Source organism: Sphaerisporangium sp. NPDC049457 (genome assembly GCF_055586705.1).
In genome coordinates this window covers 17,355-43,902 of the sequence record NZ_JBVJHR010000035.1, presented here as the reverse complement: position 1 = coordinate 43,902, position 26,548 = coordinate 17,355, and the positions used below count along the sequence as shown (strand labels likewise).

Annotated in this window: 31 protein-coding genes, 1 pseudogene and 1 CRISPR repeat array; of the genes and pseudogenes, 13 read left to right on the top strand and 19 right to left on the bottom strand. The window is 67.5% G+C overall.

What is annotated here, in order from left to right; genetic code table 11:
- Window positions 1–92 precede the first annotated feature (92 nt).
- A CRISPR array of direct repeats spans window positions 93–1,282; the repeat unit is 29 nt; unit sequence GGGACCATCCCCGCGTGCGCGGGGAGCAC.
- 274 nt (window positions 1,283–1,556) lie between these two features.
- Window positions 1,557–2,231, bottom strand: coding sequence for a DUF2637 domain-containing protein (locus ACZ6QO_RS36860; RefSeq protein WP_465857981.1), 675 nt, complete (start codon window positions 2,229–2,231; stop codon window positions 1,557–1,559).
- Between the two features lie 353 nt (window positions 2,232–2,584).
- Here ACZ6QO_RS36860 and ACZ6QO_RS36855 point away from each other — a divergent pair, with 353 nt between their 5' ends.
- Entirely contained in the window at window positions 2,585–2,800 is a 216-nt protein-coding gene (locus ACZ6QO_RS36855; protein WP_465857979.1) for a hypothetical protein, read from the top strand.
- A complete protein-coding gene (locus tag ACZ6QO_RS36850; protein WP_465857977.1) occupies window positions 2,800–3,186 on the top strand; it encodes a Clp protease N-terminal domain-containing protein in 387 nt (128 codons plus the stop codon). Before ACZ6QO_RS36855 ends, ACZ6QO_RS36850 begins: the two co-directional genes overlap by 1 nt.
- Here the strand turns inward: ACZ6QO_RS36850 and ACZ6QO_RS36845 are convergent.
- Window positions 3,125–3,760, bottom strand: a pseudogene (locus ACZ6QO_RS36845) (recombinase family protein); the annotation flags it as partial. The gene ACZ6QO_RS36850 and the pseudogene ACZ6QO_RS36845 overlap by 62 nt on opposite strands.
- Window positions 3,761–3,793: 33 nt before the next feature.
- The gene (locus ACZ6QO_RS36840) at window positions 3,794–4,198 is read right to left on the bottom strand and encodes a MerR family transcriptional regulator (protein ID WP_465857975.1); all 405 of its coding nucleotides are present in this window, start codon (window positions 4,196–4,198) and stop codon (window positions 3,794–3,796) included.
- A 559-nt stretch (window positions 4,199–4,757) separates the two neighbouring features.
- Between ACZ6QO_RS36840 and ACZ6QO_RS36835 the strand changes: the two genes are divergently transcribed.
- Both ACZ6QO_RS36835 and ACZ6QO_RS36830 read left to right on the top strand, forming a co-directional pair.
- A complete protein-coding gene (locus tag ACZ6QO_RS36835; RefSeq protein WP_465857973.1) occupies window positions 4,758–6,275 on the top strand; it encodes a SulP family inorganic anion transporter in 1,518 nt (505 codons plus the stop codon).
- A gap of 380 nt (window positions 6,276–6,655) precedes the next feature.
- Window positions 6,656–6,823, top strand: coding sequence for a P-type ATPase actuator domain-containing protein (locus tag ACZ6QO_RS36830; protein WP_465857971.1), 168 nt, complete (start codon window positions 6,656–6,658; stop codon window positions 6,821–6,823).
- On the opposite strand, the gene ACZ6QO_RS36825 is transcribed toward ACZ6QO_RS36830, so the two are convergent.
- The 3 genes from ACZ6QO_RS36825 to ACZ6QO_RS36815 all read right to left on the bottom strand — a co-directional run bounded on the left by ACZ6QO_RS36825 (window position 6,801) and on the right by ACZ6QO_RS36815 (window position 8,784).
- Window positions 6,801–6,947 carry a hypothetical protein gene (locus ACZ6QO_RS36825; protein ID WP_465857969.1) on the bottom strand — a complete coding sequence of 49 codons (147 nt, stop codon included), beginning with the start codon at window positions 6,945–6,947 and terminating at the stop codon, window positions 6,801–6,803. The two genes, ACZ6QO_RS36830 and ACZ6QO_RS36825, sit on opposite strands and share 23 nt — an antisense overlap.
- A 115-nt stretch (window positions 6,948–7,062) precedes the next feature.
- Window positions 7,063–8,274 (bottom strand): acyltransferase family protein, encoded by a 1,212-nt coding sequence (locus tag ACZ6QO_RS36820; RefSeq protein WP_465857967.1) that lies wholly within the window; start codon window positions 8,272–8,274, stop codon window positions 7,063–7,065.
- A gap of 252 nt (window positions 8,275–8,526) precedes the next feature.
- Window positions 8,527–8,784, bottom strand: a complete 258-nt coding sequence (locus ACZ6QO_RS36815) for a GlsB/YeaQ/YmgE family stress response membrane protein (RefSeq protein WP_465857993.1) — start codon at window positions 8,782–8,784, stop codon at window positions 8,527–8,529.
- Window positions 8,785–8,961: 177 nt separating this feature from the next.
- Here ACZ6QO_RS36815 and ACZ6QO_RS36810 point away from each other — a divergent pair, with 177 nt between their 5' ends.
- Entirely contained in the window at window positions 8,962–10,017 is a 1,056-nt protein-coding gene (locus ACZ6QO_RS36810; protein ID WP_465857991.1) for an acyltransferase family protein, read from the top strand.
- Window positions 10,018–10,588: 571 nt separating this feature from the next.
- Entirely contained in the window at window positions 10,589–11,563 is a 975-nt protein-coding gene (locus tag ACZ6QO_RS36805; protein ID WP_465857965.1) for a sporulation protein, read from the top strand.
- A 170-nt stretch (window positions 11,564–11,733) separates the two neighbouring features.
- Here the strand turns inward: ACZ6QO_RS36805 and ACZ6QO_RS36800 are convergent, their stop codons facing one another.
- Both ACZ6QO_RS36800 and ACZ6QO_RS36795 read right to left on the bottom strand, forming a co-directional pair.
- Entirely contained in the window at window positions 11,734–11,901 is a 168-nt protein-coding gene (locus tag ACZ6QO_RS36800; RefSeq protein ID WP_465857963.1) for a hypothetical protein, read from the bottom strand.
- 54 nt (window positions 11,902–11,955) lie between these two features.
- Window positions 11,956–12,405 carry a hemerythrin domain-containing protein gene (locus ACZ6QO_RS36795; protein WP_465857961.1) on the bottom strand — a complete coding sequence of 150 codons (450 nt, stop codon included), beginning with the start codon at window positions 12,403–12,405 and terminating at the stop codon, window positions 11,956–11,958.
- Between the two features lie 381 nt (window positions 12,406–12,786).
- On the opposite strand from ACZ6QO_RS36795, the gene ACZ6QO_RS36790 reads away from it, so the two are divergent.
- The 3 genes from ACZ6QO_RS36790 (at window position 12,787) to ACZ6QO_RS36780 (ending at window position 15,201) form a co-directional block, all read left to right on the top strand.
- Window positions 12,787–13,485 carry a CBS domain-containing protein gene (locus ACZ6QO_RS36790; RefSeq protein ID WP_465857960.1) on the top strand — a complete coding sequence of 233 codons (699 nt, stop codon included), beginning with the start codon at window positions 12,787–12,789 and terminating at the stop codon, window positions 13,483–13,485.
- A 324-nt stretch (window positions 13,486–13,809) separates the two neighbouring features.
- Window positions 13,810–14,847 carry a zinc-dependent alcohol dehydrogenase family protein gene (locus ACZ6QO_RS36785; RefSeq protein ID WP_465857958.1) on the top strand — a complete coding sequence of 346 codons (1,038 nt, stop codon included), beginning with the start codon at window positions 13,810–13,812 and terminating at the stop codon, window positions 14,845–14,847.
- Window positions 14,848–15,042: 195 nt separating this feature from the next.
- Window positions 15,043–15,201, top strand: coding sequence for a PLDc N-terminal domain-containing protein (locus ACZ6QO_RS36780; protein ID WP_465857989.1), 159 nt, complete (start codon window positions 15,043–15,045; stop codon window positions 15,199–15,201).
- A 28-nt stretch (window positions 15,202–15,229) separates the two neighbouring features.
- On the opposite strand, the gene arsB is transcribed toward ACZ6QO_RS36780, so the two are convergent.
- From arsB to ACZ6QO_RS36730, 10 genes are all read right to left on the bottom strand, one after another.
- Window positions 15,230–16,321: an ACR3 family arsenite efflux transporter gene (gene arsB, locus ACZ6QO_RS36775; protein ID WP_465857956.1), complete on the bottom strand. Its 1,092-nt coding sequence runs from the start codon at window positions 16,319–16,321 to the stop codon at window positions 15,230–15,232.
- Complete coding sequence (locus ACZ6QO_RS36770; protein ID WP_465857987.1) at window positions 16,318–16,626, bottom strand: ArsR/SmtB family transcription factor; 309 nt, start codon at window positions 16,624–16,626, stop codon at window positions 16,318–16,320. Before ACZ6QO_RS36770 ends, arsB begins: the two co-directional genes overlap by 4 nt.
- Before the next feature lie 155 nt (window positions 16,627–16,781).
- A complete protein-coding gene (locus tag ACZ6QO_RS36765; protein WP_465857955.1) occupies window positions 16,782–17,438 on the bottom strand; it encodes an arsenate-mycothiol transferase ArsC in 657 nt (218 codons plus the stop codon).
- Window positions 17,439–17,739: 301 nt separating this feature from the next.
- Window positions 17,740–18,039 carry a hypothetical protein gene (locus tag ACZ6QO_RS36760; RefSeq protein ID WP_465857952.1) on the bottom strand — a complete coding sequence of 100 codons (300 nt, stop codon included), beginning with the start codon at window positions 18,037–18,039 and terminating at the stop codon, window positions 17,740–17,742.
- 91 nt (window positions 18,040–18,130) lie between these two features.
- Window positions 18,131–18,481, bottom strand: coding sequence for an ArsR/SmtB family transcription factor (locus ACZ6QO_RS36755; RefSeq protein ID WP_465857950.1), 351 nt, complete (start codon window positions 18,479–18,481; stop codon window positions 18,131–18,133).
- Between the two features lie 43 nt (window positions 18,482–18,524).
- Entirely contained in the window at window positions 18,525–19,190 is a 666-nt protein-coding gene (locus ACZ6QO_RS36750) for a response regulator transcription factor (RefSeq protein WP_465857948.1), read from the bottom strand.
- Window positions 19,191–19,287: 97 nt separating this feature from the next.
- Window positions 19,288–20,181, bottom strand: a complete 894-nt coding sequence (gene pstB, locus ACZ6QO_RS36745) for a phosphate ABC transporter ATP-binding protein PstB (protein WP_465857985.1) — start codon at window positions 20,179–20,181, stop codon at window positions 19,288–19,290.
- A gap of 44 nt (window positions 20,182–20,225) precedes the next feature.
- On the bottom strand, window positions 20,226–21,092 hold the full coding sequence (gene pstA / locus ACZ6QO_RS36740; protein WP_465857946.1) for a phosphate ABC transporter permease PstA: 867 nt from the start codon (window positions 21,090–21,092) through the stop codon (window positions 20,226–20,228).
- A complete protein-coding gene (pstC, locus tag ACZ6QO_RS36735) occupies window positions 21,089–22,042 on the bottom strand; it encodes a phosphate ABC transporter permease subunit PstC (RefSeq protein WP_465857945.1) in 954 nt (317 codons plus the stop codon). Before pstC ends, pstA begins: the two co-directional genes overlap by 4 nt.
- A 33-nt stretch (window positions 22,043–22,075) precedes the next feature.
- A complete protein-coding gene (locus tag ACZ6QO_RS36730) occupies window positions 22,076–23,026 on the bottom strand; it encodes a PstS family phosphate ABC transporter substrate-binding protein (protein WP_465857943.1) in 951 nt (316 codons plus the stop codon).
- A 276-nt stretch (window positions 23,027–23,302) separates the two neighbouring features.
- Here ACZ6QO_RS36730 and ACZ6QO_RS36725 point away from each other — a divergent pair, with 276 nt between their 5' ends.
- The 3 genes from ACZ6QO_RS36725 (at window position 23,303) to ACZ6QO_RS36715 (ending at window position 24,790) form a co-directional block, all read left to right on the top strand.
- On the top strand, window positions 23,303–23,491 hold the full coding sequence (locus ACZ6QO_RS36725; RefSeq protein WP_465857941.1) for a hypothetical protein: 189 nt from the start codon (window positions 23,303–23,305) through the stop codon (window positions 23,489–23,491).
- 163 nt (window positions 23,492–23,654) lie between these two features.
- Window positions 23,655–24,335: an arsenate reductase/protein-tyrosine-phosphatase family protein gene (locus ACZ6QO_RS36720; RefSeq protein ID WP_465857939.1), complete on the top strand. Its 681-nt coding sequence runs from the start codon at window positions 23,655–23,657 to the stop codon at window positions 24,333–24,335.
- 53 nt (window positions 24,336–24,388) lie between these two features.
- Complete coding sequence (locus ACZ6QO_RS36715; protein WP_465857937.1) at window positions 24,389–24,790, top strand: arsenate reductase ArsC; 402 nt, start codon at window positions 24,389–24,391, stop codon at window positions 24,788–24,790.
- A 102-nt stretch (window positions 24,791–24,892) separates the two neighbouring features.
- Here ACZ6QO_RS36715 and ACZ6QO_RS36710 read toward each other — a convergent pair whose 3' ends face one another.
- The gene (locus tag ACZ6QO_RS36710; protein WP_465857935.1) at window positions 24,893–25,246 is read right to left on the bottom strand and encodes an ArsR/SmtB family transcription factor; all 354 of its coding nucleotides are present in this window, start codon (window positions 25,244–25,246) and stop codon (window positions 24,893–24,895) included.
- Between the two features lie 57 nt (window positions 25,247–25,303).
- Between ACZ6QO_RS36710 and ACZ6QO_RS36705 the strand changes: the two genes are divergently transcribed.
- The gene (locus ACZ6QO_RS36705) at window positions 25,304–26,431 is read left to right on the top strand and encodes a flavin-containing monooxygenase (RefSeq protein WP_465857933.1); all 1,128 of its coding nucleotides are present in this window, start codon (window positions 25,304–25,306) and stop codon (window positions 26,429–26,431) included.
- Window positions 26,432–26,548 lie beyond the last annotated feature (117 nt).

Below are 26,548 nucleotides of genomic sequence, written 5' to 3'. Positions count from 1 at the left end.
CCAGCAGCAGACACCAGCAGCGACCAGTAACAATCAACACGCAGGGGTCAGATTTCAGCCGCCGCCACGGGGTCCGGATTCAGCCGTCGTCGAGAACCATCCCCGCGTGCGCGGGGAGCACATCTGAAGTGGCTCCCGGAGGTGACTTCTGATAGGACCATCCCCGCGTGCGCGGGGAGCACTTCTGCGTCCAGTAGTGGACGACGTTGAGCGGGGGACCATCCCCGCGTGCGCGGGGAGCACATGCTGTCCTCCGTCCTGGTGATGTGGCGGTCGGGACCATCCCCGCGTGCGCGGGGAGCACGAGCAGGCTGCGGTAGGTGGCCATGGTGCTGGGGGACCATCCCCGCGTGCGCGGGGAGCACAGGTGGCGTGCTCGGTCCTCGGTCGGCCTCGCGGGACCATCCCCGCGTGCGCGGGGAGCACAGCAGGTGTGCAGCGCCCTGGCGGACATCGTCCGGGACCATCCCCGCGTGCGCGGGGAGCACACGTGGCTGAACCGCACGGCGTTCGACCCCGAGGGACCATCCCCGCGTGCGCGGGGAGCACAGAAGGAAATGCCCCTCCGTGTTCCCGCCCCAGGGACCATCCCCGCGTGCGCGGGGAGCACATGCCCTCCGGCCCGCCCCGGAGGGCATCTGTGGGACCATCCCCGCGTGCGCGGGGAGCACAAGGTGGCCGGCGGCAAGGAAGAGGTCGACCAGGGACCATCCCCGCGTGCGCGGGGAGCACCGAGTCGTTCGAGCAGTCCGGCAGCCGTGTCCGGGGACCATCCCCGCGTGCGCGGGGAGCACCGGCGACCGTGGGGCGGGGCAGCAAACGCGACGGGACCATCCCCGCGTGCGCGGGGAGCACGCCGCGCCTGTGGTGGCCGTGGCCGTGTCGGCGGGACCATCCCTGCGTGCGCGGGGAGCACGTCCGGTCGTCTCGGGTGCGTCGCGGGGATGCGGGACCATCCCCGCGTGCGCGGGGAGCACGATGGACCGCCAGAGCAGCGGTGATCGCGACTGGGACCATCCCCGCGTGCGCGGGGAGCACTAAGCCGCCGGATCTTGTCAAGCGGTCCGGCGGGGACCATCCCCGCGTGCGCGGGGAGCACGGAACCCCAGGTCCCTGATTACGCATCGAGGCGGGACCATCCCCGCGTGCGCGGGGAGCACAGGAGGTCAACCTGGCGGAGGCGGACCACACCGGGACCATCCCCGCGTGCGCGGGGAGCACTGAAGGCGGTCACCTCCACCACGACGGTGTCCGGGACCATCCCCGCGTGCGCGGGGAGCACACTGGCTGACCTGCGCGCTTATTGGCCGCAGGAGCGAAAATAGAGCACTTTCGAGACCTCGGACATATCCGACAGTCCTGCCCTGGAAGCGTCGCGCCACAGAGGAAGCGGAGTGCCATCTCTGATCTGCTCACTCTCGCACCCCGGATGCCGCTCGCGGTAAGCCAACATAAAACCGGTCGTCGAGGTGATCAAGCTTACCTCGAACACGCTCCGCCCGAAGGAATGCGTACTTCACGGACTAGCTTCGTAGGATCACTCCTTTCGATGTCGATTACCGCCCGTATTCACCAGCCAGTCCCTCGCGTTTGACCAGCCGACCCCAGCGTGCTGATCTGGCAAAATTGGCTGCGATCGCCTTGCCAGATGGGAGAGTGCCATCAGAGGCTCGGTTGGCCAGAGCCCACTCCCACGCCGCGCGCTGCAACCGCCCCTTGCTCCTCTTCACATCGCGCCCCTCGATCGCCTCGCTTCCCGGTGACTCCTCGGAGACCTCTCCGCGATGGCCGCCTCCGGCGTCCTCCTCCCGATAGAACCCTGGCTTCATCGAAGGACCTTTGCAGGCCTGTCTGATCTGGGCCATGAACAGCTCGTAGGCACCGATTAGAGCAAAGCTTGGCCAGGCGGCAATGACGCGGCCGGTCAGTGTCGGTTCGGCGACCGCGACGTTGGCGCCCAGGCTCCCGAGGCTGGCAATCACCAGAAGGGTCCACGGCAGCCCACCTCCCCGTGCCCCTCGGCGGCTCGACAAAAGAAGTGACATGGATGCCGCCACGATCATGCCGTCGACCGACAGCGGGATCAGTGCCGCGCTCCACGCGCTCTCACCGTGACGGAGTACCAGCTGGTACATGTGCTTGTAGGAGACCACGGCCGCGATCGCGGCCAGCAGGACGACGCTGGCGGTCGTGGTGTAGCGGATCCATCGATCCACCGTCGAGAGCTCCATGGCCGCTCACCGTGCTCCGACAGGCAGGACCAGCTCGGTGGATGCGATGAAGGGCATGTACGTATCGAGGGTGTCGCCCCTCGGACACCAGCCTTTTGCATATGTGGGGGCCAGGAGAGATCCGGGCCTCCACTAGCTGTTTCTGGGGCCGGTACGTCAGTCGCAGTCCGATCTGGGCGTAGACCTCGGCCTTGTCGGCCGGGTCGGCTTCCTGGAGTATCTGGACCAGGTCTCCAAGTGCGGTGACCATGTCGTCGATCTCCTTTCTGGACATGCGGCGCCGTCCGGCGGCCTGCCGCTGCTCGGCCTGGGCCGCTATCCGCTGCGCCTGAGTCTCGGCCATCCATCGGGTGATGAGGGCAGGGTCGGCCCCGGCCTCCAGCGCGGCGCGATGCTGGGCGAGCTTCCTGCTCCAGGTCGGCCTGGCCGCGAACGTACTGGACCGGCTCGGCGTCACCCACGACAAGGTCCTCGAGGCGCCTCCCGCCTGCTGCACCCGCACGGTGCTGTCGACGGGGCCGCCGAAGGCACCCGGACGGTTGGGGACGGCGAGGCCTACGACACGGTGATGCGGGCCCACCGGTTCGCCGCCGGCCGGGGTCAGAACCTGGCCAGCACCGAACACCGGCTGTTCGTCCTGGCCACCGACCCCGGCTGCTCGGCCCGCCGCATCCTGGACGACCTCGACATCGAAGCCGCCCACATCAAGAAGGAGCCCGCCGAGTGGATACCGTCCCCGCCGCGACCCGGCCGCCGCGCTCGCAAGCTCGCCAAACCCGGCCGAGGTGAGCGCGCCTGCTCACTTTGCGGCTGCCCCGACCCGCACCGCGCCATGGTCCACGGCCCGGGCGTACAGATCTGTGGCGAATGCGTCCGCCTGGCCGGTGGGATCGTTACCGCCCAGCATGAGAAGGCCGATCGCGGACTTCAGCACGGCCGGCGGCTGATCGGTTGAGCCTCACCCGCCTCCCCGTCGGACAGCACACGTAGACGCTGGCGACGGAGGGAGGCCGCCCACCCGTGGGGATGACCAGCTTGCGGGCGACGTCGGGGACCGCTACGCCACGGGCCCGCAGCGTCCGCGCATAGGAGATCATGTCGTCGTTGAACACTTCCGGCTGCCCGCCGTGGCGGCCGCGTTCACGGGTTGAGGCTCGGCCCTCCAGCGACTTCTCGCAGATGTACTCCCGCTCGGACTCGGCCATCCTGGCGAAGAACGCGAACAGCGCCGCTCCGTGCTCGGACGGGTTGTAGATCTCCTGCAGCGGGCCGGTGAGCAGGTCCAGCTGAATATCGGCCCGGCGCAACTCCTCGACGATGACCAGGAGTTCGGCCGCGCCTCGGCCCAGCCGCTTCATCTTGTGCACCGTGAAGATCACCTGATGGTGCGGCACCGCCGTCTTGATCGTGCGCGCGCACTCCATCGCCTTGGTGAACTCCGGCCGCACCTTGACCCGGGTGCTGATCTTCTCCGAGAAGATCAGCTGGCAGCCCGCGCCCTCCAGCGCGTCCAACTGGCTCTGCAGCTCCTGCTGCGCGGTTCAGGTGAGCTCGGCCGCCGGTCAGGCCGGGCCGCCGGTCAGCTGGCCGGCGCGGCGCTGCAGGTCGGCCGCGAATTCCTCAGCCCGGCCCAACTGGGTGCGCAACGCCTGGCAGCGCTCGCGGGTGGCCTGCTCGAAGCGGCCCAGCCGCGCCAGCAGCTGCTCCCGCTCTGCCGCCTCCAGGGCCGCCGCCGCGCCGCTGTTGTCGAGTCGGTCGGTGACGGCCAGCAGCTCGCCCATCTGCTCCAGGGTGAAGCCGAGCGGCTTCATCCGGCGGATCACCATCAGCCGGGCCACGTCGGCCTCGGTGTAGAGCCGGAAGCCGCCCTGGCTGCGCGCCGAGGGCCGCACCAGGCCCACCTCGTCGTAGTGCCGGATGGTCCGCAACGACAGCTCGGTCCGCGCCGCCACCTGCCCGATGTGCATATGACCTCCGCTGCGAGCTTCGCTGTGATCTCTGCCACTGCTCGGCTCAGCCGGAAGCTCGCCCTCGGCGGCGGAAAGCGCCGATACGTCCATCCTTCGCACAACCTCACTGCTCCACGGGTGGCGGCGGTGCAGGCGTGCACACTCGCCCCCGCCAGATCTCTACTCTAACGTTAAGGTAGAGTTTCCGATGGCCAGACCGCATTATGACGTTCCGGCACAGACCCAGACATACCATCCTGGCGCCCTCGGTCCCCAGACATGCATCTGTGCCGGCACGAGCGCCACCCCCGTCACGAGGTAAGGAACATCGACGCGCGCATACCTTTGATCACCACCGCTTGCTGCCCGCCGTGACCTACCTGAGGCAGCGCCGCCGACGTCGTCGTTGTCGTCGCCCGGCGCCTGCCGCCCTCCTTTGACTCGGGCACGCCCGCGAGCGTGCCCTCGCGGCCCCTTCACCCGGCCGCTTCCTCACCTGCCGCCGCCGCGCCAACGGCCGGTGGCCTGCTGCCCACTGCCCCCGACAAGGGGCCGCTCCACGTTCAAAGGACGCCTGTTGCCTCACTCATCTGTGCCCGCCCGACCGTCCGCGACCCTGGCCGCCCGCCTGCGGCCCACCCGCCCCGCCTGGCTGACGCCCTCGGTGGCCCGCACCGAGATCCTGTCCGGCCTGGTCGTCGCGCTCGCCCTGATCCCCGAGGCGATCTCGTTCTCCATAATCGCCGGGGTCGATCCCAGCGTCGGGCTGTTCGCCTCCTTCACCATGGCCGTGGTCATCGCCATCGCCGGCGGCCGTCCCGCGATGATCTCCGCGGCAACCGGCGCGATCGCCCTGGTGGTCGCCCCGCTGGCCCGCGAATACGGCCTGGGCTACCTGGTCGCCACCGTTATCCTCGGCGGCCTCATCCAGATCGCGCTAGGCGCGCTGGGCGTGGCCAAGCTGATGCGGTTCGTGCCGCGCAGCGTCATGGTCGGCTTCGTCAACGCCCTGGCCATCCTGATCTTCATGGCTCAAGTGCCCGAGCTGGTCGACGTGCCGTGGATCGTCTACCCGCTAGTCGGCGGCGCGCTGGCGCTGATGGTTTTCCTGCCCGGGCTGACCAAGGCGATCCCAGCACCGCTGATCTCCATCGCCGCGCTCACCGCGCTGACCATCGGCGCCCACCTGGCCGTGCCCACCGTCGGCGACCGCGGCGCGCTGCCCTCCGCGCTGCCCATCCCCGGCCTGCCGGACGTGCCCTTCACGCTGGACACCCTGACCCTCATCGCCCCGTACGCGCTCGGCTTCGCCCTGGTCGGGCTCATGGAATCGCTGATGACGGCCAAGCTGGTCGACGACTTGACCGACACTCACTCCTCCAAGACCCGCGAGTCCATCGGCCAAGGCATCGCCAACATCGTCACCGGCTTCTTCGGCGGCATGGGCGGCTGCGCCATGATCGGCCAGACCATGATCAACGTCAAGAACGGCGCCCGCACCCGGCTTTCCACCTTCACCGCCGGCGTCATGCTCATGGTGTTGTGCATCGTGTTCGGCCCGCTGGTCTCCCAGATCCCGATGGCCGCCTTGGTCGCCGTCATGATCCTGGTCTCGGTCGGCACCTTCGACTGGCACTCCATCGCGCCGGCCACGCTCAAGCGCATGCCGGCCGGCGAGATCGGCGTCATGGTGATCACCGTCGCGGCCGTGGTCGCCACCCACAACCTGGCCATCGGCGTCGTCGCCGGCTCCCTGACCGGCCTGGTCATCTTCGCCCGCCGGGTGGCGCACCTGGCCGAGGTCTCGGCCGTCGTCGATCCGGACGGGGGCCAAGTCGTCTACGCCGTCACAGGCGAGCTGTTCTTCGCCTCCAGCAACGACCTGATCTCCCAGTTCGACTACACAGGCGACCCTGACGACGTGGTCATCGACTTGACCGACGCCCACATATGGGACGCCTCCTCCGTCGCGGCTCTGGACGCCGTCGAAGCGAAGTACGCCGCCCGCGGCAAGGCCGTGCGGATCATCGGTCTCAACCAGGCCAGCGCTCGCATGCACGCCACCTTGTCAGGGGAGCTGTCCGGCAGCCACTGAGGTTTCGGGGCGACCTTGCCGCCCCGAGTCCGGCAGGCGCTGCCCGCCGGCGCCTCGCACGTGGAGCAGTCGAAGGCCTCAACGGCGGCGGCCGGATCAGCAAGATGGCCCATGTCGCACTATCCATCGTGAGCCGTGTTGTGCGAACAAGGTTTAGCGAGAGGTCATGAGAAGGACGCCCGGGATGAGCGGACACCGCCGGGCGGGGGCGACACGACATCCACCGATAGCGGCTCGTCGACGACCCACGTGGGTGGGCCCCTGGCCGGGGACCGGCACCATCCGACACACCTGCGGCGACCTGGACCGGCTGATGGGACGCGAACGGCAGACTTCGCCCCTGCTGTTCTGGGTCGGCATGCATACCAGGCGATCCGCTCGTGCGCCTGCCCATACCCAGATTCCAGCGACATCTGGCCCATCCGGCGGACGCGCGACTGCTCGACGGCGGCATCGAGGTGGACCTGTCGACGCTGACCGGTGAGCGTCTCGCCCGCGAGCGCCACCAAGCGAATCTGGCCCGGCTCACCGATGAGTGGACGGGCTGAACCGGCACGGACGGTACACGGTCTTGGGATGGTCCACCTTGTTCGCCAGGGCGTACTCGGCGGGGTAGCGGCAGCAGTAGTACAGCTGGTCGTTGTTCCCCATCCCCGCGTGCGCGGGGAGCACACACACTGACTGACCTGCGCGATCATCGGCCGCGAGCGCGAAAGTAGAGCACCTTCGCAGACTTCGACATTTCGGCTGACCGGTGGGGCATCATCGTCACCGAGCCGCGCAGGCCTCACAACCGCGCCGCAGTCCGACCCGGCCGCGCGAGGGCCGACGCGCCCGCGGTGAGGCGCCGGCCCAGGCGCTGTGCGGGGGCTTCGATGCACCGATATGTGGACCAGCTCGTGAGCAGGATGAGGAGCACGAAGGTCACGGCCGCCAGAACCCGAACATGGAGCGGCGACCAGCGCATGTCGCCGGTGATCATGGTGAGCAGTTTCAGCATTGGGACGTGCACGAGGTACAGCGAATAGCTGATGAGGCCGAGCCAGAGCAGGACTCGTGGCAGGCGAAGGCGCCGGATGGCCATCGCCCCGGCGAAGGTCGAACCGGCGAGCGCGACAGTGGTGATCCACACATCTGGCCGGACCCACCACCATCCGTTCTGGATCGCCCAGATGGGAGACAGCGACACCAGCAGTGCGGCGAGCGCCACCGGCCATAAGCTTCCCGAGCCCTGCTCCCATCGATAGACGGCCGTACCGGTGAACATCACCGCGAGAATCGCCCCGCTGAACCACGGAGTCCCGCTGCCCAGCAACAACAGGACCAGCGCCATGAGACCGAGCACGGAGGACGCCGTCCGGGGGAACCTGTTCGCCATCACACAGGCCGATGCCACGGCGAAGACGGCGCACGAGCCCCATGCGAGCCAGGCACCCGCCAGGAGAGGCTTCGACAGCACCAGTCCCGCCGCGCAGGCGATGACGCCGAACCCGACCGCGAGCACAGCGCCAGGCGTACGCCCTCTGGTCGCGAACAACGCGGTGACCAGCAGGTAGAAGACCATTTCGTAGGAGAGCGTCCACATGGTGTCCGCGAGACCGGCGACGCCGACCACGTCGAGCAGCATGGTCGCATGCGCCACGATCGCCGAGCCGTCGCGTGGCACGGCCGCGCGTACGGGCACCCACACACTCATGGCGAGAACCAGGCCGATGACCACCAGGTACAGGGGGTACAGGCGGAAGGCCCTGCTGATCCAGAAAGCCCGCACATCCCCGCGACGTTCCAGCGAGGTCGGGATGATATAGCCGCTCACCAGGAAGAAGACCAGAACACCGTAGATGCCGAGGTTGAACCAGTAGGGCCGCAACGACGGCAGGACCCCCGGCAGCAGGTGTTCGGCGAGCACCGCGGTCGCCCCGATGCCCCGCAGTGCGTCCAGCCACGCAAGACGGGCAGCCGGGGACGTCATCAGGACGCGGGGCCCGATGCGGTCCACCGGGATGGACGTCGGCGCCCGCAGACCGAGGCGGGAATCAGGAACCCCGGCGGATACCTAACATCGCGAAATGGTAGATCACGCCGGTTCTTCCGATGTCCCATGAGCGCTACCGTAGCAATGCGAAACCTACGTCACCTGGCGAAGCGGACAGGTCACACCTCGTCACTCTCGCGCGCAAGGACGAACTCTGAGCATGTTCCGGAACCTGCGCGGCTCCGCCAACTTGACGTGAGTTCGCGCTCTCCACCGTCAGGCGCCGCGCCTCCCCATCAGACCTGACACCAGGGCCACTCCGACCGCCGCCACAACGACCTGGATCACCGGTTCGATCCAGTCGACGCCCCTGGTGACCGCTACCCCCAGGGCTGCGGCGATCGCAGTGCCGACCAGGGCGGAGACAATGCCGATCAGCATCGTCAGCAGGATGCCGATGCTCTGCCGTCCAGGCACGACCAATCGCCCGAGGGCGCCGATGACGATGGCGGAGACGATTCCGGATACAGCCATGCTCACGCGTAGAACAGTCTCCGGTATGCCGTAGCGCCGATGAACTATGAGCGTTCTCTCAGACAACACCGCTAAGGTCACCTGCTCGTCATCGTTCCTCGACAGATCCGAGCGCCCGTGAGCATCAGCCGTCCCGCCTCCACCGCCCCGGCAACCCCATCGTCCGGCGTGAGCGCGATGGCAGTGATGTCTCCGGCCGCTCAGCGCGACAGACCACCCACCGCTGGCAAGCGGCCGCGGGAGCCGTACCTGGACAATGTGAAGTTCCTGCTCATCGCGCTGGTGCCGACCGGGCACGCGCTGGTGCCGACGCTGTCGGCGCACTCCTCGCGCTCGGCCTACCTGTTCATCTACGTGTTCCACATGCCGCTGTTCGTCATCATCAGCGGCTACCTGAGCCGGAACTTCTGGAACTCCAACGCCAAGACGAACAAGCTCGTCGACACCTTCCTGGTGCCGTACGTGATCGTGGAGATCGGCTACGCCGTGCTCCGCTTCGCGCTCGGCCACAAGTGGAGCCTGACGATCATCGACCCGGCCTGGCTCAACTGGTACCTGCTCGCCCTGCTGCTGTGGCGGCTCTCCACGCCAGTGTGGAAGCGCATGCGCCACCCGCTGCCGATCGCGGTCGCCGTCTACCTGCTGGCGGGCTTCTCCGACCTGCCCGGCGACTTCAGCATGGACCGGTTCTTCGGGCTGATGCCGTTCTTCGTGCTCGGGCTGCAACTGCAGCCGCGGCATTTCGAGATGCTCGACCGCACCTGGCTCAAGGTGGCCGCGGTCGGCGTGCTGACCGGCGCGGCAGGGGTGGCGATCGCGATGGCCCCGCATGTCAAGCTGGCACCGATCTACTTCAAGGACAGCTACCAGGACATGCACATGTCCTGGTGGGTCGGCATGGGGGTGCGGGCCGGCCTGCTGATCGCCGCACTGGTGATGTCGGCGGCCATCCTGGCGCTGGTGCCACGCCGCCAGACGTGGTTCTCCGACATGGGCACCCGGACGCTCTACTGCTATCTCCTGCACGGCGTGCCCGTGCTCATCGCCAAGGAGATGGGCTGGCTGAGCCTCCCTTGGCTGCACGGTCCGCTCGGCGTCCTGGCTATCAGCTGTACCTGTTTCGCCCTCGCGATCGCCCTGTGCCTTCCCGAGACCCGGACGCTCTTCAAATGGCTTCTCGAACCTCGCCTCGTCTGGCTCTACCGCAAGCCACGGACGGCATCGGTCAAGTGAACGCCGAGCCGCAGGTTGCGCCCAAGGGAACTCTTCGAGGCGGAAATTGCTGCGGGCGGTCGGCATCGAGCCCGTCGAGGAGCTGCACCACGGCGCCACGCTGGAGGAACTCGGCCACATCATCGGCGAGTCCGAAGCGCACGGCCAGCTGCCGGGCAGCCAGGCGGACGTGCTGGAGCGGGCGCGGCCCAGCCGGATCACAGCCCGGCGTAGGAGAGCAGGGAGTTCGATGACTACGCGCGGCTGCCAGAGGATCTGCGGGCTGCCTGTCGGTCCATGCTGGCATTTCCGGCATTCCGGGAGTAGCCATTCACCGTAGATCCGCCGTTCATGCCGGCCACCACGATGATTCCCGCAACAACCCTTGACAGCGACCTTCGGTGACGTCCGACCCGGCCAAACCTCATAGAGCTACTTAAGCGGCCATAAATTACTGCATTCCGTCTATTCACTGTCGCCTTTTCTCTGTCGCGAAGATGGATTCCGCTTCGCGGGAACCTCGCCCGGATGTTGATCGTTCAGGCGAGGTGGCTGACACATGCCATCCATCTTCGATAGGAGAGAGTAACCCGTGGTCCTCAAACGGATGCTGGGCGCCTTCGGTGTCGGCGCCCCCTCGGTGGACACCGTCCTGACCACTCAACGCACCCAGCCAGGCGGGACGCTCACCGGCGAAGTACGGCTCAACGGCGGTGACTTCGACGCCGAGATCGAGCACATCACCCTTGGTCTGGTGGCCAGGGCCGAGCTCGAACATGGCGATGGCGAGGCGGCCGGAGCGGCCGAGTTCCTGCGCGCCCAGGTCTCGGAGCCCTTCACTCTCCGCAAGGGTGAGAGCCGCGCCATCGACTTCAGCATCCCGGTGCCCTGGGAGACGCCGATCAGCGAGATCAGCGGCCGGCCCCTGCACGGCATGGCACTGGGCGTGCGCACCGAGGTCGCCATCGCCAAGGCCGTCGACAAGGGCGACCTCGACATGGTCTCCGTCGAGCCGCTGCCCTCTCAGCTGCGCGTCCTGCAGGCGTTCCTGGACCTCGGCTTCCAGTTCGAGTCCGCCGACCTGGAGATCGGCCAGATCTTCGGCTCCGATCAGCGACTGCCGTTCTACCAGGAGATCGAGTTCTACCCGCCGCCCCAGCACTCCGGCGTGATCGGGCAGGTCGAGCTCACCTTCATCACCAGCCCGGGGGGCCTGGAGGTCATCCTGGAGGCCGACAAGCGCGCCGGCCGCTTCTCCGGTGACGCCATCGGGCGCTTCACCATCGGCCACGACGACGCCATGCACACCGACTGGCCCGGCGAGATCGGCCGCTGGCTGGACGGCCTCGCTCAGTACGGCGGCCACCACGCCGGCTTCGGCCACCAGGGTTACGGCCACGCCGAGTACGGTCACGGCGATCACGGCCACCACGATCACGAGCACCGCGGCCCCGGCTGGGGCGGGGTGGCCGCCGCCGGTGCGGCCGGCGTTGTCGGCGGCCTCGTGGCCGGTGAGATCATCGAGGAGGTCTTCGAAGACGACGAGGAAGAGGGCGGCGACTGGTAGACACTCTTCCCGGAGGCGGGCACCTACCCGGTGGTCGACCACACGATGCGCCAGGCCGAGGCGGGCGCGCACGGCCTGTTCAAGGTGACCGGCCAGTGAGATGATCGGCCCTTTCGCCATCCACCCGCGGCAGGAGTCGCAGGCCGGTTCAGCCGGTGATCTCGTGCGCGTCACTGAGAAGAGCTCCCAGATCGACGCCGTGTGCGCGCCGCGGCGGCGTACAGGGTCCTCTCCTCGGCCGCGGCGTGCGGCAGCACCTCCTCGGCGCGGAACGCCGCCGGCTTCGCCTGCCCGGCGGCCGGGGACATCGGCCGGTCGATGGAGCGAGCGATGGTCACCGCGTGGACGGACACCGTCCGGACTCGTCCTGCCGGGCCGTTCGGATGTGCCGGCTATCCGGTCTGCGCCGGGGCCTGGCCCGGTGTGATGCGGTCCCAGGCCGCGAGCGGCAGCATGATGACGGCGGCGGGGAACAGCCCGTGCTCCTCGTGATCGATGTGCTGGTGCAGCAGGTCCAGGGCCGCCAGAACGGCGGGCCAGTCGGGCGCGGCCCGGTCGACCGCTCCCAGCACGCCGTGGATGCCGGCGTGTTCGGCGCAGAGCCGCTCCACCTCCTCTGCCAGCGGCCCGTCGGCGCGGAGCTCGGCGAACAGCCCGCTCTCCTCGACGGCGGTGTGCGGGATCAGCCGGGACATCAGCTCGTCGAGGATCGCCTTGGCCTCGCCGTGCCGGCCTTCGCCGATGGCGCGGCGCAGCGCTCCCGCGCACTCGGCGATGTCCCAGTGCTCCTGGGACAGGCGGCCGATCAGCGGAAAGTCCCGGCAACCGCAGTAGTTGCACATACTCGTGTCCTTGTGGAGGAGGTTGAGGCTCGAAGACGGGGGCGGGCGGGTACGGCACCGGCGAGGACGTCGTCGCACGACTGGTCGATCTCTCGTCGTGCTTCCACCTTCCCGCCGGGTCCGGCGCCCTGATCAGGGCCGAAGGTCCTGTACCGCGTGGGCCTCCGTCCCCCTCCCGAGGAGTCCCGGCGCAGCTCGGCAAGGCTCGGACCAACGCCGCGACGGACCGAACGTCGCCAGGCACAGGGACCTCCGTCTCTACGCTCCTGGTCCCGTTCCAGGATTCGATGAAGAGGAGCGTGGATGTCGCATGAGCGCACCGGTGGGCGGGGACGCTCGCACCGAGACAGGTGCCTCGACAGCGCGCGGAGGGAGCCGATCATGCACAAGAAGGTGCGGGACGTGATGACCACTGAGGTCGCCTCCGTCAACGGCAGCACACCCTTCAAGGACGTGGCGGAGGTGCTCGTGCACCACGGCGTGAGCGCCGTGCCGGTGGTGGACGGCGAGGGGCACGTGATCGGCGTCCTCTCCGAGGCCGATCTGCTGCGCAAGGAGGAGTTCAGGCAGCGGTACTACGGCGAGGACTACCGGCCTCCCCTCCGGGCACGGCTGCGCCGGCGCGTCGGCGGGGGTTCCGACCCGGAGGACAAGGCGCGGGGCGAGACGGCCGTCGAGCTGATGAGCACGCCGGCGATCACCGTCAGGCCGTACGCCAGTGTGGTGGCCGCCGCACGTGCCATGGACGTGCACGGGGTCAAACGGCTGCCGGTGGTCGACGAGGAAGGTGTGCTGGTGGGCATCGTCAGCCGTCACGACCTGCTCAAGGTCTTCACACGGACCGACGAGGACATCGCCGCCGAGATCCGCGACGACATTCTCAGCGGCCCTTTGTGGATGGACACCTCAGGGGTCCACGTCTCGGTGTCACAGGGCGTGGTGACCGTGGGCGGTCATATCGCCCACCACAGCGAGGCCCGGACCATCGTGGCCATGATCGAGCGGGTCAACGGCGTGATCGACGTGCTCGACGAACTGCGGTGGCAGGAGGACGACACTCTGTTCGCCGGGCGGAGATGAGGGCCGATCCAACAGCGGGTTCCGGCGAAGCCCGAGATCACCTTCGGTGCTTCCGGCTCGGCCGACGGCGGACCGTCAACCACCTCTGCCACGACGCCGGCCGGCTCGCGGCGGACGTATCCCGATGTCGACGTGATCGAGGATGTGGTCCAGAGCCATCCATGGCTGCGCGGCCCCGGCGTCAGGCGCCGCGCGGGCGATCGGTTCCGCTCCGGGACGTTGGTCCCGCTTGGTCGGGTCGGCGGGCACTGTCTGCGGCCGTCGATCCGCCGGACGCTGGTGACGATGGAACTTCCCTGCGGTGAGTCCATCGAGGAGGAGACAGTGAAAGCTCTGGTTTACGCAGGCCCCGGGCAGAGGTCGTGGACCCAGGTGCCCGATCCCGCGATCATCGATCCCCGTGATGCCATCATCCAAGTGGACATGGTCACGATCTGCGGAACGGACCTCCACATCCTGGCCGGTGACGTCCCCGAGGTCGAACAGGGACGGATTCTCGGCCACGAGGCGGTCGGTACCGTCGTCGGGATCGGCAGCGGAGTCAGCGGGCTGGTGCCCGGTGACCGCGTCGTGGCCTCCTGCATCTCCGCCTGCGGCGTGTGCGCCTACTGCAGGAGAAGCGTCTACGGCCAGTGCCGCAACGGAGGCGGCTGGATGCTGGGCCACCTGATCGACGGTGTCCAGGCCGAGTTCGCGCGGATCCCGTTCGCCGACCTGTCCACGTACAAGCTGCCGGCCCGCACGACCGACGAGGCGGCCGTTCTGCTCGCCGACATCCTTCCCACCTCCTACGAGGTCGGTGTCCTCAACGGCCGGGTCCGCCCCGGCGACACCGTGGCAGTAGTGGGGGCCGGGCCCATCGGGCTGGCCGCCATCCTGACCGCCCAACTGTTCACGCCATCCCTGGTCATCGCCATCGACAAGGCGGAGCCCCGGCTCGACGCCGCCAAGCGGTTCGGGGCCGACATCACGATCAAGCCCGAAGACGACCCGTTGGAGGTCGTCCACTCGGTGACCGGCGGCCTCGGCGCCGACGTGCTGATCGAGGCCGTCGGCACGCCCGAGACGTTCGAACTGTGCACCGGCCTCACCCGCCCGGGAGGCCGGGTGGCCAACGTCGGTGTTCACGGAAAGCCGGCCACGCTGCACCTGGAAGACCTGTGGATCCGCAACCTCACGATCACGACCGGGCTGGTCGACACCTATTCCACGCCGACCTTGCTCAAGATGCTCGATGAAGGACGGCTGGACGTCGGCGGACTGGTCACCCACCGCTTCGCCCTCAACGACTTCGAGAAGGCCTACGAGGTGTTCAGCGACCCGGCGAAGACCGGAGCGCTGAAGGTCGTGCTGAGCCGTTGAGGAACGGCCTGCGACTCGGCCGCACCGCCCACGCCGGATCTGTGCGAGATCTCTGAAGGGAGAAAGGTGAAAGAAGCATCCGATACTGCGCAAATCACGGAGCGGCGGACGAGTGAATGTCCGGGCCGGTCCAGGCGGTGGGCGGATCTCACGCCGCGGCAGCAGACGATCCTCTTGACGCTCGCCTCGGTGGAGATGGCACTGACCGCGACCGCCGCCGCCGATCTGTTCCGTCGCCCGCAGAACCGGCTACGCGGCCACAAGGCACTGTGGTGGCCGGTCCTGGCCGTCCAGCCCTTCGGCCCGATCGCCTACCTCGCTCTGGCCCGGAGGCCCGGCTCAACAGCCGGGTAGAGCCTGGCCTCCTCTTCAACGGGTCACCTTACCGGACAGCGGGGGTGAATCTTCTGCGCCAGGCCAGCGAGACATAGACCAAAGCCACAAGTACCGGGACTTCGATGAGCGGCCCGACGACCCCGGACAGGGCCTGGCCGGAGGTGACGCCGAAGGTCGCGATGGCGACGGCGATGGCCAGCTCGAAATTGTTGCCCGCCGCGGTGAAGGCCAGGGTCGCGGTGCGGTCATACGGCAAGCCCAGAACCCTGCCGAGAGCGAAAGCGCCGAACCACATGACCGCGAAGTACGCCAGCAATGGCAGGGCGATACGGGCAACGTCGCCGGGCTGGGAGGTGATCGCCTTCCCCTGCAGGGCGAACAGGATCACAATGGTGAACAGCAGCCCGTACAGGGCCCATGGTCCGATCTTCGGCAGCACCACGGCCTCGTAACGCTCGCGTCCGAGCCTCCGTTCTCCGAGGCGGCGGGTGAGGAAGCCGGCGAGCAGCGGGATACCGAGGAAGATGACGACGTTCAGTGCGATCTTGAGTGCGGAGATGTCGAGGTGCTGCCCCTCTCCAAGACCGAGCCACCCCGGCAGCAGGTCGAGGTAGAACCAGCCGAGCAGGCCGAACACCAGGACCTGGAACAGTGAGTTCAGCGCCACCAGTACGGCGGCCGCCTCCCGGTCGCCGCACGCCAGGTCATTCCAGATGATCACCATGGCGATGCAGCGCGCGAGACCTACGATGATCAGCCCCGTCCGGTATTCCGGCAGGTCGGGCAGGAAGATCCACGCCAGGGCGAACATCACGGCCGGGCCGACCACCCAGTTGGCCACCAGCGAGGAGGCCATCAGCCGCCTGTCGCCGGTGACGGCGTCCAGCCGGTCGTAGCGGACCTTGGCCAGCACCGGATACATCATGATCAGCAGACCGGCCGCGATGGGCAGTGAGATACCGCCGATTTCGACCTTGGACAGGACGTCGCCCAAGCCGGGGATGAGGCGGCCGAGCCCGAGGCCCAGCGCCATGGCGACGATGATCCATACCGCCAGGAAGCGATCAAGGGTGGAGAGCTTGCCGACGACGCCGGCGGCACCGTCCGGCGGTTGGCCGGTCATTTCTCGGGTGGTCATGGGCAGGCCCTCTTGTTGTCTGCGGCGGCGGTGGCACGGGCGGTCTCGGCCAGCTCGCCGAACTGACCGGCAAGGGAGGCGATGACCTCGGGTCTGAGGCGGTAGTAGGTGAAGCGGCCGCACGGCTCCGTCTCCACCACACCCGCATCGCGCAGCACGCGCAGGTGGTTGGACAGGTTGGTCTGCCGCGCCCCGGTCTCCGTGACCAGATGGGTAGTGCACAAGGTCTCACGGGCGAGCAGGGAAACGATTCGAAGCCGGAGCGGATCCGCCAGCACTCTGATCAGATCAGCATCTAATGACATCAGCACACACTGATGTTATCGCGACAGTATTCGCTCATGCGATCCGCCCCGTCGCTGACCGGTCAAGCCCCCACCCGACTCGCTCGGCGCCACTGCTTGTCCACGACGCCGGCCCGGTTCGGCCACGGCTTTCGCCGCGTGGCCACTTCGCCGCCTCAGCGGTGGTGACCGACCGCGGGCTGAAGCTCGTCGAGCAGGGCGCGGACGTGAGTGTCGATCAGGTCTCGGATCACCCCCACCTCTTCTACGCTTCTCCCTTGAGGGTCGGGCAGCGCCCAGTCCAAATACCGCTTGCCTGGGTAGATCGGGCAGGCGTCTCCGCAGCCCATTGTGACGATGACGTCAGCTGCTCGGAGTACGTCGTCGGTGAGAGGCTTGGGGAACTCGGTAGAGACGTCGAGCCCCACTTCGAGCAGAGCCGCCACGACGGCCGGTTCGATGTCGGACGCCGGTTCGGCACCGGCCGTGCGCACGTGCACCCGGCCCTGCGCATGATCGTTCATGAGCGCCGCGGCCATCTGGGAACGCCCGGCGTTCTGGGTGCAGACGAACAGGATCTCGATGACCGGCTTGGGAGTCAGCCCCTTCACCTGTGCCAAGGCGGTCAGCCGGTCGGCCGCGAAACGCTGGGTGAGCACATGCAGGTGGCTTTTGACCCGCGCGGTCCGATACAGAGCCAGATACGACTCGCGCACGTACAGTTCGATGGTCTCCTGGGAGAAGATGCCGGCGAACTTCCGCGCGCACCGCTCCGCTATGCGCTTCAGCACGCCGTCGTTGTCGAAGTGGCGGAATTCATCGAGTGTGTCCATCGACCGTCCTCAGGAAGAGTTCGTTTCGGCCCGCGGCATCCGCCGGCGCCGGCGGTGATGACGTAGACGCGAAGGCCGTGCCGGCGCATCAGTGAGATCGGCCCAGCGACTCCCGGACGCCGTTCGATGCCGAGTAGGGCGCTCGGCGTACCATCCGGACCGCCGTGGGCCGACGATGCTGTCAGGACTCCTGCGCGGTTACCGGATCAGCCTTGCCCATCGCATCGACATCAATCTATATGCGCAGCTCATACGGGCGATGCGCAGGAGGATGAATTTTCGCCGACGGAAGGATGAACGGTCAGACGAGAAGGTTCAGCATGTCGAATAAAGCGGCGCCGAACTCCGTGAGGTGGTACTCCCGGCATCCGTCCCTCGTGTCGGCAGCCAGGAAACCGGCCGCGGCGAGGCCCTCCAGATGCTCCATGACGATCTGGCCCGGCTCTCTCAGGACCCTTGCGCACTCCAACGCGCCGATATGGCTCTTCGTGGTGGAGAGAGCGAGAAGGCGCAGCCGAAGCGGATCGCCCAGTTCCCCGAAAAGACCGGCGAGCCAACGTGCCACATCTGCTTCGATCGGCCGACCCGGCGCGGATGCCACACACACCATAGGCGCTGCGCCCTGTGCGGTATCTACTGCAGATATAGCCATGCGTCTATCTTCTCCGTCCTCAGTGACGCTGTCCAGCGCCTCAACGTGGAGGCAGGAACGCGCGTAGCGCGTCGATCCGCTCGGGAACGATGGAGTACATCGCCCATACCCCACGCTTCTCCCTCATGAGGATCCCGGCGTCCACCATGAGTTTGAGGTGGTGACTGATCGTGGGTTGGGTGAGTCCCAACGGCTCGGTGAGGTCGCAGACGCACGCCTCGCCGTTCTCGCTCCCGTCGATCATGCTCAGGAGTTGGAGGCGGGTAGGGTCGGCAACGGCCTTCAGCACGCGCGCGACCGCTTCGGCGTCCTGACGGGACAAGGCCGGTCCTGGGAACGGGGCACTTCTGTCGCCTGGCGAGATCTCGTCGTTGAACGCCGGCTCTGACACGCCCCCAAGAGTACGACCATGCCGCCGCCCATGGGGAAGGGGGCTATTCGGCCGGGCTGACGAAACGGTAGCCGACCCCCCGCACGGTCTGGATGATCCGAGGTTCCTCCTGGTTGTCCCCCAGTCGTGCGCGCAGCCGTTTGACGTGCACTGCCAGGGTGTTGGTCGTCGCATGCGCGCCGGCGCCCCAGATGAGCCGGTAGATCTGCTCCCGGCGCAGAACCGTACCGGGACGTCTCATCAGCAGGTGCAAGAGCTGGAACTCTCGAAGTGGAAGGTGAACGGGCACACCCCGCAGGTGGACCGTGACCGCGGCGGGATCGAGGAGCAGAACGCCCCGTTCGAGGACGGGGGCGCTGTTCTCGTTGTTCTTGGCCGCGATCACCATCGGGAGCAGTTGCTCCAGCCGGTAAGGCTTGGAGACGCAGGCGATGGCCCCCGCCTCGAGCGCCTTGGCGGCCGTCTCCTGCGCGTCCGATCCGCTCACTCCAATGATCACAGGGGTGTCCAGATTCCGGCGCAGCGCCCGTGTCAGCTCCGCCCCGCACAGGACGGGGATATCCGCGGAGGCCAGCACGACATCGGGCGTCCGCGCCCCCGCCTTCAGCAAGGCTTCGGCTCCGTCGGAGCACCAGATCACCTCCACATCACGGCGCGACAGCTCCGCCACGAGAAGCTCCACGGCCTCCCACGTGGCGTCGACGATCATCAGGACGAGGGGTGCTTCGCCGAGGAATCGAACGGGTTCACCGGCGCCCGGTTCCGTCGGGGATTCCGCGGTCGGCATGGCGATCACCACCTCCGTCTCACCCGAAGCGGCCGGTGATGTAGCCCTCGGTCCGTTTGTCGGACGGCGTGGTGAAAAGCTTCCCCGTCTCCGCATACTCGACGAGCCGCCCATGCCGTACGCCGTTTTCGTCGAGTTCCGCGGTGAAGAAGGCGGTGCGGTCGGAGACACGTGCCGCCTGCTGCATGTTGTGGGTCACGATGATGATCGCGTAGGTGCGGGCCAGCGTGTGCATCAGGTCTTCGATCTTGGCGGTGGCGATGGGGTCGAGCGCCGAGCAGGGCTCGTCCATCAAGATGACCTCGGGCTGGACCGCAATGGTGCGCGCGATGCACAGCCGCTGCTGCTGTCCTCCGGACAGGGCCAGGGCACTCTCCTTGAGCTTGTCCTTGACCTCGTCCCACAGGGCGGCGCCGGTCAAGGCCTGCTCGACGATGTCGTCCATGCCGCGCCGCACGCCGTTGACCCTCGGGCCGTAGGCGATGTTGTCGTAGATGGACTTGGGAAAAGGGTTCGGCTTCTGGAAGACCATGCCGATGCGGCGCCGCACCTCAATGGGGTCGATGTAGTCGGCGTAAAGATCCTCACCGTGATAGCTGATCTTGCCTTGGACATGCGCGCCCGGTACGAGATCGTTCATGCGGTTGAAGCAACGCAGGACCGTACTCTTGCCACAGCCCGACGGGCCGATCATCGCGGTGATCTGCTGCGCGCCGATCGTCATGGAGACGTCGCGAACCGCTTCGTAGGATCCGTAGTGGACGTTCAGGCCGGACACTTCGAACACCGGGTCGTCCAGGGGGGGCTCGGGTCGATCGTGCCTTGTGTCGTACGCGCCTTCCGGGACGGGCGCGTGCCGTTCGTTCCTGCCGCCGGGGGTGAGGGACGGCGACACGGGGGTGCTGTCGGGCATGGCTTCCACCTGGTCGATGGTCGAGCGGGAAGGAGTCATCAGGGTCACCAGCGCTTCTGGTAGCGGTTGCGCAGCCAGATCGCCAGCGAGTTCAGCACCAGCAAAATGACCAGCAGGATGACGATCGCGGCCGCGGCCAGTGTGCGGAACTCCGCTTCCGGCTGGGCGATCCAGTTGTAGATCTGGATGGGGAGCACCGTGTACAGGTCCAGGATGCTCGCGGGGTTGAACGCGATGTAGGTCACCGCACCCAGCAGCAGAAGCGGCGCCGCCTCGCCTATCGCCCGGGACAGCGCGAGGATCGACCCCGTGGCGATTCCCGGGATCGCGGCGGGCAGCACCTGGCGGCGGATGGTCTGCCACTGGGTTGCGCCCAATGCCAGCGAGCCGAGACGTATGGAGTTCGGCACCGCTCTGATGGCTTCCCGGGCCGAGATGATGACGATGGGCAACACCAGCAGCGACAAGGTCAGCGAAGCCGTCAGAATGCTCGCCCCGAAGCCGATGCCGCGTGCGATGATCCCCAGGCCGAGGATGCCGTAGACGATGGACGGCACGGCGGCCAGGTTCTGGATGTTCAACTCGATCAGCCGGTTGTACCAGCGTGTCGAGTCGGCGTACTCCTCCAGATAGATGGCGCTGGCTATGCCGATCGGCAGGCAGAACACGGCCGTCAGGGCGATGACGTAGACGGTGCCGATGATGGCCGACTGTGCGCCCGCCTGCTCAGGGTGCAATTTCGAAGGGAAATTCTCCCACAAGCGCGCGTCGAGCCGTGGCCAGCCCTGGGTGAGGACGAAGGCGAGCAGCACCACGAGGAACAGGACCGCGACGACGAGGCTGGCCAGCAGCACGGCCTTGAAGGCCGGCTCGGCGGGCCGGGAGCGCTTGCGCAGTCGTACGCCCGTCATTCGTACACCTCCCGGTACTTGCGGACCAGCCTGATGCTGATCACGTTCATCACGAACGTCAGCACGAAGAGCAGCGCCCCCACCGCGAAGATCGTGGTGTAGTCGAAGGAACTCGTCGGCAGGTCACCGGAGCCGGCCGCGGCGATGTAGCCGGTCATGGTCTGCATCGCGTCCAATGGGTTGAACGACAGGTCCGGCCTGAGCCCGGCGGCGATGGCCACGATCATCGTCTCCCCGACAGCGCGTGAGATCGCCAGCACGACGGCCGCAACGATCCCCGACAGCGCGGCCGGCAGCACCACGCGGACCGCCACGATTCTGCGGGTGGACCCGAGGGCGTAGGCGCCCTGCCTCAGCGAGTTGGGCACGGCCGCCATCGCGTCCTCCGACAACGACGCCACCGTCGGGATGATCATGATGCCCATCACCAGACCGGCCGACAGGGCGTTGAACACGTCCGGCCCCTCTCCCCCTGGCCAGATATCGCGAAGGAGCGGAGTGAGAAAGGTCAGTGCGAAGAAGCCGTAGACGACGGTGGGAATACCGGCGAGGACTTCGAGAATCGGCTTGAAAGTCGCACGGACGCGGGGCGAGGCGTACTCGCTGAGATAGATGGCCGCGGCGAGGCCGAGCGGAACGGCCACGACGATGGCGATCGCCGTGATCAGTAGGGTGGCGCTGAGCAGCGGCAGTACTCCATAGTGCTGCTGCCCTTCGCCGAACAGCGGCGTCCACTGAGTGTCGGTGAAGTACTCCCCGATACTCACCTTGCCGAAGAACCTCACGGTCGGCGGCAGCAGGGAGATGACGATGCCGACGGTGGTCGCGACGGACACCAGGGCGGCGGTCATGAGTGCGCCTTTGACCGCCGTCTCGCCGTAACGGGGGCGCGTGCGCCGCAGGGACCGGGAGGAGGCCCCTGCGGCGAGCGATCGGGCGGAGACCGTCACAGCGCTCTCGCACACTGGTTCACGGCCGCCATGTCACTGACCGGCCTGCTGCTTGAGCTTCTCCAGGTCACCCTCGAGCTCGGTCTCCTGGGTCGCGTTGAGCGGCACGAACTTGGACTGCTTGGCGATCTCCGCGTGGTTCGCCACGTAGAACTCGACGAATGCCCGTACCTCGGGGCGCTTCAGCGCCGAAGCCGCCGGGTAGATGAACAGCGGCCGGGACAGCGGCTTGTAAGTGCCGTCCTGCGCGGCCTGGGAGCTGGGGGTGACACAGCCGCTTCCCCCGTCGACCTGCACGGCCTTGAGCTTGTCGGCGTTCTCCTCGAAGTAGGAGAACCCGAAGTAGCCGAGCCCGCCCTTGGATCCGGCCACACCCTGAACGATCACGTTGTCGTCCTCGGAGGGCTGGTAGTCGGTCCGGCTCTTGCCCTCCTCACCGTTGATGACGTCGGTGAAGTAGTCGAACGTGCCGGAGTCGGTGCCCGGCCCGAAGAGCTTGAGCGGCTCGTCGGGGAACTTGGGGTCGATCTGGTTCCAGGACGAGACCTTGGAGTCCGGCTCCCAGATCCTCTTCAGCTGGTCCACGGTCAAGCAGGTGGCCCAGGTGTTCTCCTTGGGCACGACAACGGTGAGCGCGTCGTTGGCGACCGTGAACTCCTCGTAGGTGATGCCCTTCGCCTGGCAGGCGGCCTTCTCCTCATCCTTGATCGGACGAGAGGCGTCGGAGATGTCGGTCTCACCGGCGCAGAACTTCTCGAAACCGCCGCCCGTCCCCGAGGTTCCGACCGGAACCTGGACTCTGGGCTGCTCCTCCTTGAACAGTTCGGAGGCGGCCGTGCTCAACGGCGCCACAGTGCTGGAGCCGTCGATTCTGATGGTTCCGGAAAGCTGTTCGGCCCCGCCGCCGGCCGCGGTACCACCGCCGGTCGAGGTGTTCGAGTTGCCGCCCCCGCATGCGGCCAACGTGATGGCCAGACCGGCCACAGCGACAAACGGACCGACACGTCCGCGCAGGGTGGTGATCACTTCAAATCCGCCTCTGCTTCGTTCCGCCGGCTGGTCGACCCCTCCGGCGCTGGCACCCGGCGACTACCGGGTCGTTAGACATAGAAGAGTGTCTATGTGAACATGAAGTGAATGCGAGGCAGCCAAGTCATAAAACATAGAAGCCTGTCTATATCCGCTGTTGGCAACGTCACCCTTGTGGACAATGGTTGACCCTGACAGCAGAACGAAGGGCGATCCGACGGGAGCGTGACCATGATTGAGCGACTGCTGACCCTCTGGCAGTGGTGCGCGGACCACCGGCCGTTATGGGGAGTGATCGCGGCGGTCGCCTGGGCGTCGGCCATCTCTCCGTTCGTCGACGGTGCGATCATCGCGGTCATCTGCGGGGCGCTTTTCGGCACGGTGTCAGCCATCACGCTTCCCCGCCCTCCAAACAGGTGAGGTCCACGGCCAGGCCGCCCGACAGGGGCGGCATCCGACAGCGGAGGGAATGGATGCGGACACGCCCGCCCAGCCTGCACGGACGAAGCACCATGACCTTGACCATGCTCAGCCGGCGACCGTGAGTTGACGACGGACACTTCACTCAATATATTTTGAGTCAATGAACAGTGAGCTTGCAATCTCGGTGCGGGCACGTGCTCGTGTGCACGCGGCGTTGGGCGATCCTGCGCGGCTGTCGATCGTCGATCGGCTGCTGCTGGGCGACGCCTCCCCCGGAGAGCTCGGCCGGGCGATGGGACTCCCCACCAACCTGCTCGCTCACCACTTGAAGGTCCTCGACGAGGCCGGCGTGGTGGAGCGATGCCGATCGGAAGGCGACCAGCGACGCACCTACCTGCGCCTGAGATCTGACGCGCTCAGCGATCTGGTGCCCGCGGTCGTCCTTGAAGCCCCCCGAGTGGTCTTCGTGTGCACCCGGAACTCTGCGCGGTCCCAGCTCGCCGCGGCATTGTGGGCGCATGTGAGCGAGGTGCCGGCCGCCTGCGCAGGCACCGAGCCCGTAGATGAGGTGCACCCCCAGGCCGTCGCCGTGGCGCGCGGGCATGGGCTGACCCTCGACGCGACCCGTACTTCTCATCTGGCGGACGTCGTGCGGCCGGACGATCTGGTGGTCGCCGTGTGCGACAACGCACATGAACTGCTCCGTGACGACACCGATCGCCGACTGCACTGGTCGGTCCCGGATCCAGTCCGCGTGGGCACGGAGCAGGCGTTCGACCATGCCTTTCATGACATCTCCCGCCGGATCCACCGGCTGACGCCCATCGTGCGTCTCCCCTGAACGAACTCTCGACACCAGTCCCACCCGCAATCGCGGTCGCCGGAAGGATCTCCATGACCAGCAAGCCCAGCGTCCTGTTCGTGTGCGTGCACAACGCCGGACGCTCCCAGATGGCGGCCGGATTCCTCCGCCGGCTCGCCGGCGACCGCATCGAGGTGCGCTCTGCGGGTTCCGCCCCCGCCGGCGGCGTCAACCCCACCGCCGTGGAGGCCATGCGCGAGCTCGGCATCGATATCACCGACCAGACGCCGAAGATCCTCACCACGGACGCCGTCGAGGCCTCCGACGTGGTCATCACAATGGGCTGCGGCGATGCCTGCCCTATCTTCCCCGGCAAGCGGTACGAAGACTGGACGGTCAACGACCCGGCCGGGAAGGGCATCGAGGATCTCCGCCCTATCCGCGACGAGATCAAGGTGCGCGTGGAGAAGCTGATAGCCGAACTCGAGGCATGACGACGCCTCCCCTTCCCGCGCGGACGCCACCGACAGCGGCTTCGGCGATCACCGGATGGCGGTTGACCATTCAGCAGCGAGGGGAAATCGTCCACCTGGTAGTCAGCCGCGGCCGCCTGCGGCAGGGTCGCCTGGGCGGCACTCGGTGGGCGAGCAGCATGCGTGCAGGCTGAGCTGGAGATCGGCGAGACCGCCGCCGATGCGGTCGGGGTCGGCGCGGTAGTAGACCGTCTTCCATTCGCGGCGGGAGGTCAGCACCCCGCCGTCCCTGAGCACGGCCAGGTGGGTCGAGGTCGCGGACTGCGCCAGCGACATGCGTTCGGCCACCTCGTTCACCGTCAGCTCGGCGCCTCCGGCGAACAGCATGAGGATCTGCTGGCGGGTCTCGCTGGCCAGCGCCTTGAGCAGGCCGCGCGCCCGCTCGCTCAGTTCCACCGGGCTCGACGTCATGGTCATAGCATCACCCCACACCCATCATATTGTAATTTCGCGATTTGACGATACGATCGCGTCATGGACACCATCGTCATCGGCGGGGGCCAGTCAGGCTTGGCCGCCGCCCGGGCCCTGCTGGACGCCGGCCTTTCGCCCCTCCTCCTTGAAGCCACAGAACAGGCGACCGGGTCCTGGCCGCACTACTACGACAGCCTCACCCTGTTCTCGCCCGCCCGCTACAGCTCCCTGCCCGGCATGCCGTTCCCGGGTGCTCCCGACCGCTATCCGCACCGCGACGAAGTGGTGGAGTACCTGGCCCGTTACGCACGTGATCTGAGCGGCCGCGGCGCGGATATCCGCACCGGTGCGCGCGTCGATGCCGTGGACGCGGAAGATGACCGTTTCAGGGTTCACACGGCCGATGGCGGCACCTTCACGGCCGCCACTGTGATCGCTGCGAGCGGCTCGTTCGCGAACCCCTACCTGCCGTCGCTGCCAGGACAGGGGAGCTTCACCGGAGAGATCCTTCATGCCGCCGATTACACCGGCCCCGCATCGTTCGCCGGCAAGCGGGTCATCGTGGTCGGCGCGGGCAACTCCGCGGTCCAGATCGCCTACGAACTCGCCGAGACCGCCACAGTGACCCTCGCCACCCGCGAACCGATCCGCTTCGTCGATCAACGCCCGCTCGGCAAGGACCTGCACTTCTGGTTCGCCGTCACCGGCTTCGACCGCTTCCCCGCCCGCCTGGTGGGCGACCCGCCCAGGGGCCCGGTGCTGGACACCGGCATCTATCGCCAGGCGCTACGCGATGCCCGGATGGATCGGCGCCCCATGTTCACCGGTTTGGACGGCGATGAGCTGGTGTGGGCCGCCGACAGTCGTGAACGCGTCGACGTGGTGCTGTTCGCCACCGGCTACCGGCCTGACCTTCGATACTTGGACCGGTTGGGGGCACTTGACGAGTCAGGCCTCCCGCGGCACACACGTGGCCATGCCACAGCCCATCCCGGTCTCGGCTACCTCGGGCTGGAGTGGCAGCGCACCCCCTCCTCCAACACCCTGCGCGGCGTCGGCCGCGACGCCCGGCATCTCGTCCGTGAGCTCGTGGCCCACCTTGCCGCACGCCGTCCCGCGCAAGCGCTTGCCGCACACCGAACGGCTCCGTCACGGCAAGAACCGCGTTGCCCGCCTCTCCCCGAATAGGACCCGTACAGAAGCATCAGGCCGCAGGACCATCCCGCATGCCCGGGAAGCACCTCGCCCGCCCACGCCGTCTTCAGCTACGCAGAAACCATCACCGCGCGCCGGGGAGCACGCGTT